12 protein-coding genes and 1 pseudogene are annotated in these 12,737 nt (G+C 69.1%); 7 read left to right on the top strand and 6 right to left on the bottom strand.

The window, feature by feature from the left end; genetic code table 11:
- On the top strand, window positions 1-937 hold a 937-nt coding region (locus E3O42_RS05925), incomplete at its 5' end, for a YhgE/Pip family protein (protein WP_166787909.1).
- A gap of 116 nt (window positions 938-1,053) precedes the next feature.
- Entirely contained in the window at window positions 1,054-2,097 is a 1,044-nt protein-coding gene (locus tag E3O42_RS05920) for a Y-family DNA polymerase (protein ID WP_134453057.1), read from the top strand.
- A 128-nt stretch (window positions 2,098-2,225) separates the two neighbouring features.
- Here the strand turns inward: E3O42_RS05920 and E3O42_RS05915 are convergent, their stop codons facing one another.
- The 5 genes from E3O42_RS05915 to E3O42_RS05895 all read right to left on the bottom strand — a co-directional run bounded on the left by E3O42_RS05915 (window position 2,226) and on the right by E3O42_RS05895 (window position 7,184).
- Window positions 2,226-3,389, bottom strand: a complete 1,164-nt coding sequence (locus E3O42_RS05915; protein WP_134453056.1) for an NAD(P)-dependent malic enzyme — start codon at window positions 3,387-3,389, stop codon at window positions 2,226-2,228.
- A gap of 288 nt (window positions 3,390-3,677) precedes the next feature.
- Entirely contained in the window at window positions 3,678-5,348 is a 1,671-nt protein-coding gene (locus E3O42_RS05910; RefSeq protein ID WP_241984663.1) for an MDR family MFS transporter, read from the bottom strand.
- A 13-nt stretch (window positions 5,349-5,361) separates the two neighbouring features.
- Window positions 5,362-5,940, bottom strand: coding sequence for a TetR/AcrR family transcriptional regulator (locus E3O42_RS05905; RefSeq protein ID WP_166787908.1), 579 nt, complete (start codon window positions 5,938-5,940; stop codon window positions 5,362-5,364).
- 205 nt (window positions 5,941-6,145) lie between these two features.
- Window positions 6,146-6,520 (bottom strand): DUF4440 domain-containing protein, encoded by a 375-nt coding sequence (locus E3O42_RS05900; protein WP_134453053.1) that lies wholly within the window; start codon window positions 6,518-6,520, stop codon window positions 6,146-6,148.
- Window positions 6,521-6,554: 34 nt separating this feature from the next.
- A complete protein-coding gene (locus E3O42_RS05895; RefSeq protein WP_134453052.1) occupies window positions 6,555-7,184 on the bottom strand; it encodes a TrmH family RNA methyltransferase in 630 nt (209 codons plus the stop codon).
- A 166-nt stretch (window positions 7,185-7,350) separates the two neighbouring features.
- Between E3O42_RS05895 and E3O42_RS05890 the strand changes: the two genes are divergently transcribed.
- From E3O42_RS05890 to E3O42_RS05870, 5 genes are all read left to right on the top strand, one after another.
- Window positions 7,351-8,040 carry a DedA family protein gene (locus E3O42_RS05890; protein ID WP_134453051.1) on the top strand — a complete coding sequence of 230 codons (690 nt, stop codon included), beginning with the start codon at window positions 7,351-7,353 and terminating at the stop codon, window positions 8,038-8,040.
- Between the two features lie 192 nt (window positions 8,041-8,232).
- Window positions 8,233-8,526, top strand: a complete 294-nt coding sequence (locus E3O42_RS05885; RefSeq protein WP_134453050.1) for a DUF7882 family protein — start codon at window positions 8,233-8,235, stop codon at window positions 8,524-8,526.
- An 81-nt stretch (window positions 8,527-8,607) separates the two neighbouring features.
- Complete coding sequence (locus E3O42_RS05880; RefSeq protein ID WP_134453049.1) at window positions 8,608-9,891, top strand: Nramp family divalent metal transporter; 1,284 nt, start codon at window positions 8,608-8,610, stop codon at window positions 9,889-9,891.
- A 25-nt stretch (window positions 9,892-9,916) separates the two neighbouring features.
- On the top strand, window positions 9,917-10,561 hold the full coding sequence (locus tag E3O42_RS05875) for a metal-dependent transcriptional regulator (RefSeq protein ID WP_134453048.1): 645 nt from the start codon (window positions 9,917-9,919) through the stop codon (window positions 10,559-10,561).
- A gap of 123 nt (window positions 10,562-10,684) precedes the next feature.
- Complete coding sequence (locus E3O42_RS05870) at window positions 10,685-11,485, top strand: HAD-IIA family hydrolase (RefSeq protein ID WP_134453047.1); 801 nt, start codon at window positions 10,685-10,687, stop codon at window positions 11,483-11,485.
- A gap of 83 nt (window positions 11,486-11,568) precedes the next feature.
- Here E3O42_RS05870 and E3O42_RS17940 read toward each other — a convergent pair.
- Window positions 11,569-12,737, bottom strand: a pseudogene (locus E3O42_RS17940) (septum formation family protein); the annotation flags it as partial.

Below are 12,737 nucleotides of genomic sequence, written 5' to 3'. Positions count from 1 at the left end.
TGGAGCCAGCAGTCTGGCCGCCGGCGCCGGCCAGACCGCCGACGGCGCCGCCACGCTGAGCACCGGCGCGGCCGCCGCCGCTGCCGGGGCGGCCACCCTTCGCACCGGCGCGGACTCCGCCAGGTCCGGGGCCGAGACCCTCGCCACCGGCGCTTCGTCGCTCAGCGACGGCCTCGTCGACCTCAGGGACGGCGCAGGCACACTGCGTGACGGGCTCACCGACGGCGTCGACAGCATCCCGGATACGGACGCCCAGACCCGCGATCTGCAGGGCTCGACCATCGCCGACCCGGTCAACCTGCAGAAGGCCGCGGTGACCTCTGCCGGTACCTACGGCGCCGGCCTGGCCCCGTTCTTCGCCAGCCTCGCCGGCTGGATCGGCATCTACGCCCTGTTCCTGATCGTGAAGCCGGTCTCCCGCCGCGCCATCACTGCCCTGCACTCCCCCTTCAAGATCACCCTGGCCGGCTGGCTGACCCCCGGCATCCTGGGCCTGCTGCAGATGGCCGCTCTGTTCGGGATCCTCACCGGAGTGCTGCACTTCGAGGTGCACAACCCGGCGGGCACCTACGGCATGATGGGCCTGGCCGCGCTCACCTTCGCCGCAATCATCCTCGCGCTGAACGTGTGGCTGGGCAGCGTGGGCCAGTTCGTCGGCCTGGTGCTCATGGTTCTCCAACTGGTCACCGCCGGCGGCACCTTCCCCTGGCAGACCCTGCCGGCGCCGCTGGCGTTCCTGCACCACGTGGTGCCGATGAGCTACGCCGTCGACGGCATCCGCCAGCTGATGTACGGCGGCAACCCCGCTACCGCGCTGAACGACGCCGGTGTGCTGCTGCTGTGGCTCACCGGGGCGCTCGTCCTCGCGGCGATCGGCGTGGTGCGGATGACGCACTTCCGCACCCTGCGCGACCTCAAGCCCAGCCTGATCGGCTGAGGTCATCCCTGACCGTTGCGAGCCACCCGGCAGGCCTACGAGCGGATTGCACCCTCGGCTACAATCGAACACATGTACTACGGAGATACCTGTGGCGTGAGGTTGGGGGACAGCACATGACGGCACGCCCGGTTCTGCTCGCTGACGCCGACGCCTTTTTCGCCTCGGTCGCGTTGCGTTCACGACCAGAGCTGGCCGCAGCGCCCGTGGCCGTCGTGGCCCATGTCTTCATAGCCAGCGCCAACTACCCGGCGCGCGCTCGCGGGGTCCGCTCCGGAATGCTGGCGCAGGAAGCGCTGCGGCAGTGCCCCGAGGTGACCTTGATCGATGTGCCGCGTGCGGAGATCGAGGAGGTTGGCGACACCCTGTTCGACATCTTCCACGACTGCGCCACGGCAGTGGAGCCCGGCTCGATCGAGGAGGCCTTCCTCGACGTCGGCGCAACCGACTGGGCAGGAGCCATCGACGCCGGCCACGCGCTGCGCCGGCGGGTATCCAGTGAACTCGGCATCACCATCAGCGTGGGGGTGGGCAGCACCAAGCTGATGGCAAAGCTCGCGTCGCGCCGGGCGAAGCCCGATGGCCTCTCGGTGATCGAGTCCGGGGAGGAAGCCGTTTTGCGCGCCAACCTGCCGATGACAGACGTTTGGGGAATCGGCGCCACCACGCTCGTGAGGCTCACTCGCATCGGGGTATTCAGGCTTGGCGACGTCGATGGCATCCCGAAGAACGAATTGCAGCACGTCTGCGGCACCGCGATGGCCCGACGCCTGTGGCGCATTAGGGAGGGCACCGACGATGCAGTGGTGCGACCGGTCGAGCTCCGCTCCTCCCTCTCCGCTGAGGGATCCACGGCCGGCTACGCGCGGCCGGACGCGTCGCCGACCGAGCTGGCCCTGGCTTGTGTCGAGCGGCTCTGCAAGCGCGCCGAACGGGCCGGGCTCGCGGGCACGGGGATCACTCTCACCCTGCGACCGGAGACCGGCGGGAAGGCCATTGTGCTCAGGCGCACCCTCGTGGCCGCGACGACCGGGCGGGAGGCTTGGCTCGCTGCGGCCGTCGACCTGCTGGCCGACGCGTCGGTGCCCAGACTGGCCGGGCTGCGGGTCACCCTGACGGGACTGCTCCCGCTCGACCGGGTGCACGACACCCTGTTCTGACACGTTCCGCACGACCTCGCAGCGCACGCACTCCGCTGGTCGACGAGACCGCGGGCAGGGTCACCGGGTCTCGACAAGCTCGACCGACGAGAGAGTTGCGACCGTCGGCCGGGCCACCGGGTCTGGGGTTAGACGGCGGCCATCACCGCGGCGGCCACGGCGTCGGCCACACGCTCGTCGAACGGGCTGGGCACGATGAAGTCGGCGGCGAGGTCGTCGCCGACCAGATCGGCGATGGCCATCGCGGCCGCGATCTTCATGGCGGTGGTGATGCGGCGGGCGCCAGCATCCAGGGCACCTCGGAAGATGCCGGGGAAGGCGAGCACGTTGTTGATCTGGTTCGGATAGTCGCTGCGTCCGGTCGCCACGATCTTGGCATAGCGGCCGGCTACATCGGGTGCCACCTCCGGGTCGGGGTTGGAGAGCGCGAAGATCATCGCGTCATCGGACATCGTCTCGAGCAGGGATTCCTCCACGGTGCTGGAGGAGACGCCGACGAAGACATCGGCGCCGGCGAGGGCCTGCGCGGGGCCGCCGTCGATCTGGCGGGGGTTCGACGTCACGGCGAACTCGGCCTTGACGCCCGTCAGGTCGATGCGGTGGCTGCTGAGGATGCCACGGGAGTCCAGGAGCACGACGTCCCGGATGCCGACCTCCAGCAGGATCGCGGCGATCGCGATTCCCGCGGCACCAGCGCCGGAGACGACGACCCGCAGGCCGGCGAGGTCCCGGCCGAGCACCTTGGCGCCGTTGGTGATCGCGGCCAGCACCACCACGGCGGTGCCGTGCTGGTCGTCGTGCATGACGGGCATGTCGAGGGCCTCGATGAGCTTGGCCTCGAGCTCGAAGCAGCGCGGCGCCGAGACGTCTTCGAGGTTCACGGCGCCGAAGCTGTGCTGCAGGCGCACGAGGGTCTCGACGATCTCGTCGACGTTCGTGGTATCGAGCACCAGCGGGATCGAGTTCAGCCCGGCGAAGCGCTGGAAGAGGGCCGACTTGCCCTCCATCACGGGCAGGGCGGCGGCCGGACCGATGTCGCCCAGGCCCAGAACCGCGGTGCCGTCGCTGACGACAGCCACCAGCCGGCTCGCCCAGGTGTACGGCGCGGCGACGGCGGCATCGGTGTGGATGGCGCGGCTGACCTCGGCGACGCCCGGGGTGTAGACGATGGCCAGGTCTCGCCGGGTGTCGATGGGCCGGGCCAGTTCGATGCGCAGCTTGCCGCCCTCGTGGGCGGCGAAGATCTCATCGGTGGTGACGACGGCGGGCTGGGCGGGGGCGGTGAGCGACATGGAACGGGCCTTTGCGGTCGAGACACGGAAAAGCCGCACACTTTCCTGAAGGAACTCCAGACCGGCCTTGGATCAGGCTACGGCCACCGTGGGCCGAACGAACGGGACCATTGGCCTAGTCCCCCGCGCGCATCTCGGCACAAACGGCGGCCTCGAGTTGCCCCGAATGGCCCCTTGGCGGGCATCGAGGGGGCAGTTCGGCCGAAGTCCATGCCGGGCTCGGCGGCGACTTGCATCAAAATGCCCCTTCGGATGCTGCGACGGGGCATTCTGACGCAACTCAGCGATCTAGCGTGGCTGGGGCTCCTCCACCGACGCCGCGTTGTCGGCATCCGCGGGGGCGCCGACGGCCGGGTGCGTCTTCGGGTTGCCGTGGTGAGCGGCTTCGAGGGCCTCCGCCTCCGCCCCGCCGACGGCCTCGCCGCGGGCCACCATGCCGGCGATGTCAGACAGACGAATCTGCTTGAGCACCAGAGACAGGATGAAGGCCAGCCCGATGAACGGCAGCAGGTACCAGAACACCGGGGCCAGGGCATCCGCATAGGCGGCCACAACTCCGTCGCGCACGACGTCCGGCAGGGCGTTCAGGGTCTGCGGGTCGATACGGGCCGTCGCGTCGGCCGCATCCGCCGCGCTCGCCCCGGCGCCGGCGAAGACGTCGGTGAGGTTCTCGGTGAGGCGGGAGGTGAAGATCGTGCCGAACACCGCAACGCCCAGAGCAGCTCCGACCTCGCGGAAGTAGTTGTTCGTGCTCGTCGCGGTGCCGATCTGGGACGGGTCGACCGAGTTCTGAGCCACTAGGACGACGACCTGCATGATCAGGCCGAGGCCGGCGCCGAAGACGAACAGGTAGACGCAGATCAGCCAGATCGGTGTTTCGGCGGCGAGGGTGGTCATGGCGACCATGGCCAGCGCGGTGAGGATCGTCCCGAGGATCGGGAACATCTTGTACTTGCCGGTCTTGGTGATGGCGATGCCCGAGATGATCGACGTGCCGATGAGGCCGGCCATCATCGGCAGCATCAGCAGGCCGGATGCCGCCGCCGATGTGCCGGAGGACATCTGCAGGAAGGTGGGCACGAACCCGATCGCCGAGAACATGCCCAGGCCCAGGGTGAGGCCGATCGCGGTGGCGTTGACGAAGGTGGGGTTGCGGAACAGCGACAGCGGGATGATCGGGTCGGTGGCGCGTGCCTCGACAAGAACGAAGAGCAGCGCGGAGACGACGAGACCGGCACCGAACAGCCAGGTCTCGATGGCGGCCCAGCCGTGGGCGGAGTCGCCGCCGAAGTCGGTGAAGAAGATGAGGCAGGTCGTGAACGCCGACAGGAGCACGACACCGAGGATGTCGATGGGCTGGGTGGCCTTCTTGCTGGGCAGCCTGAGGGTGAACCAGGCGATACCGAAGGCGATGATGCCCACGGGGATGTTGATGTAGAACGCCCACTGCCAGGTGAGGTGGTCGACGAAGTAGCCGCCAAGGAGCGGGCCGCCCACGGCGGAGAGGCCGAACACGGCGCCGAGCGGGCCGAGGTACTTGCCTCGTTCGGAGGCCGGCACGATGTCGGCGATGATCGCCTGGGAGAGGATCATCAGGCCACCGCCGCCGAGGCCCTGCACGGCGCGCCAGACCACCAGCTGGGTGAAGTCGCCCGCGAACGCGCAACCGACCGAGGCCAGGGTGAACAGGGCGATCGCGATGAGGAACAGGTTGCGACGGCCGAGCACGTCACCGAACTTGCCGTAGACGGGCATCACGATGGTCGTCGCCAGTAGGTAGGCCGTGGTGAGCCAGACCTGGTGTTCCACACCGCCGAGCTGGCCCACGATGGTGGGCATCGCGGTGGAGACGATGGTCTGGTCGAGGCTGGACAGGAGCATGCCGGCGATCAGTGCGCCGAAGATGATCCAGATTCGCCGCTTGGTGAGGAGGAGCGGCGCCTCGGAGGTGGTGGTCACGACGTGTTGCCTTTCAGGAGGTGGGTACGGCCAGGACGAGGCGCATGGCGGCGAGCGAGGACGTGAGGATGGTGGCGAAGTCTTGGTCATTCACCGGATCGACGAAAGTGTCGGCGGAGGATTTCATCAGGGAACTGAGGATGCCCACGATCGCGACAACGCGCGGGTCGTTCTCGCCGACGCCCTGCCGGTTGGCGATCAGACCACGGAACTGCCGGTCGCGGTCTCGGGAGATGCCGATGAAGCGGGCGAGCAGGCGGGGTTCGCGTTCCAGGGCGGCCATGAGGTCCGTGTGCACGCTGGGATCCATCTCCTCGGACTCGATGTGCTCGATGGCGAGGTCGATGAGGTCGTTGAGCACCCGTGGCCATTCGCCCGCGCCGCGGGCATGGAACTGCTCGGCGAAGCGGCGGTATTCGTCGTCGGGATTGGCGCCGATGACGGCGTCTTCCTTGCTGGCGAAGTAGTTGAAGAAGGTGCGCCGTGAGACGTCGACGCTGTCGCAGACCTCCTCGATCGTGAACCCCGCGAGGCCGCGTTCGGCCGTGAGCCGACGCGAAACCGCCGTCAGATTGACGGCGGTCTGACGCATCCGTCGCTCAACGCGGGATGGAGTTGCACTTTCACACATAGAGTGCAGTGTTGCACTTTACGAAAAGTAGTGCAAGTCAGCGGCCCGAGACCGTCATTGCAACAGTTATGGCCCAGTGCGACCGCTATAACGGGCGCACTGGGCCATACGGGGTGCAGCGAGCGCGGGGTCTACCCCACCGCCCTTCGCGGCTGTGGCAGCGCGGTCAGACCGGCGACTCCTGGTGCGCCGCGATCGCCCAGCCGCCGTTGGCCTCGTCGAAGAGGTACGTGGTGGACATCTGCAGCTCGGTCGCGGTCTCGCCACGCCAGGCCATGGACCGGTAGACCAGCACCCCCGCGTGCTCGCCCAACCGGATAACGGCCGGCTCGTGCAGTTCGTACCGGTCCAGCGGCGCGGCGGCCTTGAACGCGGCGCGCACGTCGTCGCGGCCGAGCACCACCCCCGGCAGGATCAGCAGGCCGTCACCGGTCATGGTGCGCTGGTAGTAGTCACCGCCCTTGCCGGCGAGGATGGCGCGCCACCCCTCGTGGGCTTCGTGCAGGAGTCTGGCAGGGAGATCGTCGGTGATCGCAGTCATGACTCCACGCTAGCCCTCGGCCGGGCCGGACGGGTCAGAATTTGTGCTGCAAAATCCAGGCGTGCATGGTGACCGCGGCCGCCGCGGAGGCGTTCATCGAGCGAGTCGAGCCGAACTGGCTGATCTCCACCAGGGCGTCACCGGCGGCCACGGCCTCCGGCGAGAGGCCGGGACCCTCCTGGCCGAACAGCAGCACACAGCGCTCGGGGAAGCTGAAGGTCTCCATGATCACACTGCCGGGCAGGTTGTCGATGGCGATGATGGGCAGGCCGTCGGTGTGGGCCCACTCGACGAACGCCGCCACATCCGGGTGGTGCAGCACGTGCTGGTAGCGGTCGGTCACCATGGCGCCGCGCTTGTTCCAGCGTTTGCGGCCGATGATGTGCACGGTATCGGCGCCGAACGCATTGGCGCTGCGCACGATGGAGCCGATGTTCATGTCGTGCTGCCAGTTCTCGATGGCCACGTGGAACGGATTGCGCTTCTCGTCGAGGTCGGCGACGATCGCCGCCATCGTCCAGTACCGGTACCGGTCGATCACGTTGCGGGTGTCGCCCTGCTCGAGCAACTCGCGGTCATAGTACGGCTCGTCCGGCCACTCGCCGACCCAGGGGCCGACCCCGTTGGTGGACAGCTCTGGCGTGGGATTCAACGGTTCTGGCACTGCACAACCGTATCCCGCCGCACACCCAGCTTCCGTTCACCTCGGGTTCGCTACCCTTGGTGGCAGGGTGAGCTTCAGCCGGCGGCCCGAGCGGTTTCGACCACGTCCTCGCGCCGGCGCCATCCGATCGAGACCGCAATCATGACCCCGACCGGAAGGCAATTCCATGCATCCCACACTCTTCGGCATCGACTTCCTCGACTCCGAGTGGCTGATCGGCTGGTTCGGATCCTTCGTGCTGCTGGGCGTCGCCGCCGTGGTCTTCGTCGAGACCGGCTTCATCGTGCTGTCGTTCCTGCCGGGCGACTCCCTGCTCTTCACCGTGGGACTGCTGACCGCCACCGGTGACGTGCCGTTCCCCATCTTCGTGACCTGTGCGATCATCTTCGTCGCGGCGTTCGCGGGTGACCAGCTGGCCTACGGCGTCGGTCGCAAGGCCGGACCGGCCGTCTTCGCGCGCGAGCAGAACCGGTTCTTCAACCCGAAGAATGTTGAACGCACCAACGCGTTCTTCGCCAAGCACGGGGGCAAGGCCGTCATCATCGCGCGCTTCCTGCCCGTCTTCCGCGCCTTCGTACCCCTCGCCGCCGGCGTCGGCAAGATGAGTTACCGCACCTTCGTGACCTTCAACCTGATCGGCGCGTTCGCCTGGGGTGTCGGCCTCACCATGGTGGGCTTCCTGCTCGGGCAGATCCAGTTCGTCGCCGACTACTCCGAATATTTCATCATCGGCATCGTGCTGCTCTCGGGCATCCCGATCCTCTCCGAACTCGTCAAGGCCGGGCGCGAGGCCCTTCGCACGCGCGGCACGGCCACCGTGCCCGCCGTCGAACTGCCCCAGGACGTGCGCGAGTAGCCCACTCCCGGGGCGACTGCCCCGGATTGGGGGCTGCAGAGCCGCTGTGCCTCTCGATACATTGATATTCGGATGACGGCGGGTGACCGCGCAGAGCGGCATCAGCACACGGCCCGGGGGGCGTCGCGATGGACCAGGGACCGATCACGCTCACGCACCTCGCGATGCGTCGGCCGCGGGCGGGCATCTGACGTGGGGCGGTTCATCTACGACTCCACTCTGACCCTGACCCTGGACGACGCCCTCCTCGGCCACCTGCAGGCCGTGGTCGGTGCCAAGTTCCGGCTTCAACAGTCGTTCTACTTCAGCTGGGGCTACCCGGCCAATACCGGCGAGAGCCGCACCATGATCTGGCTGACCCCGAGCATCTCCGTACAGTTTCACTATCGCACCGCCCGCCCGCCCGCCCTCGATCGCGACCGGATCAGCGAATTCCTCGCCCAGGCGAACAGCCCCAGCGGTCTCGTCCTCGTCATCGGCGACTGATTTCGGCGGCGGCGCCGTCGACGGGCGCGGCATCCGCACCAGGGGGTTTCGGTTCGCCTAAACATTGGCTAGCATTTAGGCATGCCTCAATCTGACCCTGCCGCCACCGCTGCCGTCGCGAAACCTGCCGCCCCGCCCTCGTTGAGCGGGGTGGCCTCGACCCGGCTGCTCTGGCTGCTCGGCCCGGCGCTGGTGGCCGGGGTGGCCTATCTCGACCCGGGCAATGTGGCCAGCAACATGACCGCTGGGGCCCGGTACGGCTACCTGCTGGTCTGGGTGGTCGTGGCCGGCAACCTGATGGCCTGGCTGATCCAGTACCTGTCGGCGAAGCTGGGCATCGTCACCGGAACCAGCCTGCCGGAGATCCTCGGTGTGCGTCTGCGGCGTCCCGCCGCCCGCCGGCTGTACTGGGTGCAGGCCGAGCTCGTGGCCATGGCCACCGACCTGGCCGAGATCATCGGCGGTGCCGTGGCCCTCAACCTGCTCTTCGGTCTGCCCCTGCTGGCCGGCGGCGTGATCACCGGCGTCATCTCGATGATCGTGCTCACCGTGCAGACCCGGCGCGGCCCGCGCGTTTTCGAGCGGGTCATCGTGGCCCTGCTGCTGATCATCACGGTGGGCTTCACCGCCGGGGTGCTCTTCGCACCGCCGGACGCCGGTTCGGTTCTCGACGGTCTGGTACCGCGCTTCGAAGGCGCTGATTCGGTGCTGCTGGCGGCGTCGATCCTCGGTGCCACGATCATGCCGCACGCCATCTACGCGCACTCCGCGCTCACCCGCGACAGGTTCCCGATGCAGGAGGGGCAGGTCGCCACCCGGCGGCTGCTGTGGGCGACGAAGTGGGACGTCACGATCGCCATGGCCATCGCCGGCACCGTCAACCTCGCCATCCTGCTGCTCGCGGCCTCTGCCCTGCAGGGGGTGCCGGGCACCGACTCGCTCGAGGGCGCATACGCGGCCCTGCAGAGCACGCTCGGGCCTATTGTCGCGACGGTGTTCGCGATCGGCCTGCTGGCCTCGGGCCTTGCCTCCACCTCGGTGGGCGCCTACGCCGGCGCCGAGATCATGCACGGCCTGCTCAAATTGCGGGTGCCACTGCTGCTGCGCCGTGTGGTCACGCTGATCCCGGCTCTGCTGATCCTCGGCGTAGGTTTCGACCCCACCCAGGCCCTCGTGCTGAGCCAGGTGGTGCTGTCCTTCGGCATCCCGTTCGCCCTCATTCCGCTGGTGTGGCTCACGGCCCAGCGCGGCCTGCTTGGCGAGTTCGCCAACCGCTGGTTCACCACGGCCGCCGGCGCTGTGGCTGCGGTGTTGCTGGTGACCCTGAACGCCGTTCTGCTCGTTCTCGTCTTCACCGCCGCATGAAGCGGCCAGCTACCCTGAAGGGGCCATGAAACCCACCACGCCTGCCGCCGAGGACTACCTCAAGACGATCTACGCGCACACCGAGTGGCAGCCGGACCCGATCACGCCCCGGGTCCTCGCCACCCGGCTGGGCATCGCACCGTCGTCGGTGACCGAGATGGTGAAGAAGCTCGCCGCCGACGGGTTCATCGCCCATGTGCCGTATGGCCCGCTCACCCTCACCCCGGCTGGGCGGATGCGCGCCACGGCCGTGGTGCGCCGGCACCGGTTGATCGAGACCTGGCTCGTGCGGGAGCTGGGCTACACCTGGGACGAGGTGCATGACGAGGCCGAGGTGCTCGAGCACGCGATCTCCGACCGGCTGCTCGAGGCCATCGACGCCCATCTGGGCCACCCGACGGCCGACCCGCACGGCGATCCCATCCCCGCCGCCGACGGCTCCACCGCCCGGGTGCCCGCGGTCCTGCTCGCGGATGCGCCGCCCGGCCATGCCGGGACCGTGCTGCGGGTCAGCGATCGCGATCCAACCATCCTGCGCTCCCTCGCCGACGCGGGCATCGGCCCTGGCAGCCGCCTGGCCGTCGTCGACGCGAACACGGTGCGCCTGCCCGCCGGAGAGCTGCACCCCCTCGCTCCGGACGCCGCCGGCGCCATCTGGCTCACCCGCTGACCGGCCACACGGCGATCCTCCATGCAGAATCCAGGTGACGCTCCCAAACCTCTCCCCGATAGTCTGGAGACGCAGCCTGTCCCCCGGTTGCGCCCGAGTGCGTCCCACAAGAAGGAGCGAGTCATGAGAACCCGTGACGAGATCGAATGCTGGCTCACCGACATGGACGGCGTCCTGGTGCACGAGAACCAGGCCCTGCCCGGCGCAGCCGAACTGCTGCAGCAGTGGACCGATGCGGGCACGCCGTTCCTGGTCCTGACCAACAACTCCATCTTCACGCCGCGAGACCTATCCGCCCGGCTGCGCTCGTCCGGGCTCATCGTTCCGGAGGAACGCATCTGGACCTCTGCGCTGGCCACGGCAGACTTCCTCAAGCAGCAGAGTCCGGGCGGCACGGCTTTCGTGATCGGCGAGGTCGGGCTGACCACCGCGCTGCACGAGGCCGGCTTCATCATGACCGAGAACAACCCCGACTACGTCGTGGTCGGTGAAACCCGCAATTACTCGTTCGAGGCCATCACCAAGGCTATCCGGCTGCTGCTCAAGGGTGCCCGGTTCATCGTGACCAACCCGGATGCGACCGGCCCCAGCGCCGAGGGACCCATGCCGGCCACCGGCGCGATCGCCGCGCTGATCACCAAGGCCACCGGCATGGAGCCCTATGTGGTGGGCAAGCCGAATCCGATGATGTTCCGCTCGGCGATGAACCGCATCGGCGCGCATTCGGAGAACACCGGCATGATCGGCGACCGGATGGACACCGACATCGTGGCCGGCATCGAGGCCGGGCTGCACACCGTGCTGGTTCTCACCGGCATCAGCGACCCCGCCGAGATCGCCCGCTACCCGTTCCGCCCCGACGAGATCCTCGACGGCGTGCACCAGCTGCTCGCCGCGGGGCCGATCGAGTCGGACGAGATCTAGCCGCCGGTACACCGCGGTCATACAGGAAGCCGGGCCCGCCGGCCCGGCTTTCTGTCTGTGCTGAGTGGCCGCGGCGGGCCCGGTCAGGCGGCCGGGGACAGGGTCGCGGTGAGCGACTCGCCCGACGAACGGCTCGCGAAGCAGTAGAAGTACCTGTCGCCGGCGTCCCACTGCTCGGCGGTCACCGGGTAGCTGCCCTGCAGCTGCACGTCGTCGTAGGCGCCGGCGGCCTCGAAGTCGATCACGCCGGGGGCGCTGCAGAGCACGTTGATCTGGTCGGCGAACGCTTGCTCGCCGGGGAACGGTGAACCGCTTTCGCCCTCGAGGATGCCGCGGTAGACGAGCTGGCCCGTGTGCGGGGTGGCGCAGTCGACGACGGTGAACTCTTCGTCCCACGGCGACGTGTACGGCTCGAGGCACTCGGTGCCGAACAGGGTGTTCCAGGCGTGCACGCCGGCCGGCTGCGGGCCGGTCGGTGCGGGCTCGGGAGCTGCCGTGACTGTGGGCGTCGGGGTGGCGCTCGGCTCCTCCGAGGCGGATGCGGTGGGCGCGGCCACCGGGGTGCCGCCCAGGCTCTGGCCCAGGAAGAACAGCCCGACCATGACGAGCACGACAAGCACTGCACCGCCGGCCCAGAGCAGGGTGCGCTTGGTGGGGCGGCGCGGCGGCGCGCCATCGGCAGGGCCGCGGCGGCGGGGGCCGGGTGCGTCGGAGGATGGCTCCGGTGCGGCGTGTGCGTCCTGGCTGGGCGCTGGTGCGACTGCGCCGGTTGCCGCGGCCGCGGTCGCGGCGGACACGGGGAGCGCGGTCGGTGCGGGTTCGGACGGCGTCGCGGCCACGTGAGCAACGTTCGGCACCAGCGGGGTGGCGGAGCCCTGGACAGCGGCGCGTGGTGCCACACCGGTGTTCAGCGGGCCCGGCGGGGCGACCGGCGTGCGGCGACCCAGCGCGGCCGATTCTTCCTCCGCGGTGGGCACCAGCCGGGCCTGCGCCGGGGTCGTCCACCAGGGTGCCGCTTCGAGGTCGGCGGTGGATCGCCGCGGTGAAGCCGGCGTCTTGGTCAGGGGCTGGGTAGGCTCCGGGTCGGCTGCGGGTGCCGGGGCGGCTGCGGCTACCGGAGCTGCAACGGGTACCGGGGCAGCGGCGGCCACCGGGACCGCAGCGGGTACCGGGGCAGCGGGGGCTGGCGGCGGAACGGCGGGAGGCCCGGCTGCGGCCCGCGGTGCGGGAGCGGCCAGGACCACGGGCGGGG

The sequence above is a fragment of the Cryobacterium adonitolivorans genome, assembly GCF_004402695.1.
GTDB classification, from domain to species: domain Bacteria; phylum Actinomycetota; class Actinomycetes; order Actinomycetales; family Microbacteriaceae; genus Cryobacterium; species Cryobacterium adonitolivorans.
Note: the sequence above shows the minus strand (reverse complement) of the source record. Positions and strands in the feature narration are given on the sequence as shown.

Excerpts from the sequence above, each read along its gene's own strand:
- E3O42_RS05915 (WP_134453056.1), bottom strand. The coding sequence starts at position 3,389 with ATGTCGCTCACCGCCCCCGCCCAGCCCGCCGTCGTCACCACCGATGAG.
- E3O42_RS05900 (WP_134453053.1), bottom strand. The coding sequence starts at position 6,520 with ATGACTGCGATCACCGACGATCTCCCTGCCAGACTCCTGCACGAAGCC.
- E3O42_RS05880 (WP_134453049.1), top strand. The coding sequence starts at position 8,608 with ATGCCTCAATCTGACCCTGCCGCCACCGCTGCCGTCGCGAAACCTGCC.
- E3O42_RS05870 (WP_134453047.1), top strand. The coding sequence starts at position 10,685 with ATGAGAACCCGTGACGAGATCGAATGCTGGCTCACCGACATGGACGGC.
- E3O42_RS05875 (WP_134453048.1), top strand. The coding sequence starts at position 9,917 with ATGAAACCCACCACGCCTGCCGCCGAGGACTACCTCAAGACGATCTAC.
- E3O42_RS05905 (WP_166787908.1), bottom strand. The coding sequence starts at position 5,940 with ATGCGTCAGACCGCCGTCAATCTGACGGCGGTTTCGCGTCGGCTCACG.
- E3O42_RS05920 (WP_134453057.1), top strand. The coding sequence starts at position 1,054 with ATGACGGCACGCCCGGTTCTGCTCGCTGACGCCGACGCCTTTTTCGCC.
- E3O42_RS05890 (WP_134453051.1), top strand. The coding sequence starts at position 7,351 with ATGCATCCCACACTCTTCGGCATCGACTTCCTCGACTCCGAGTGGCTG.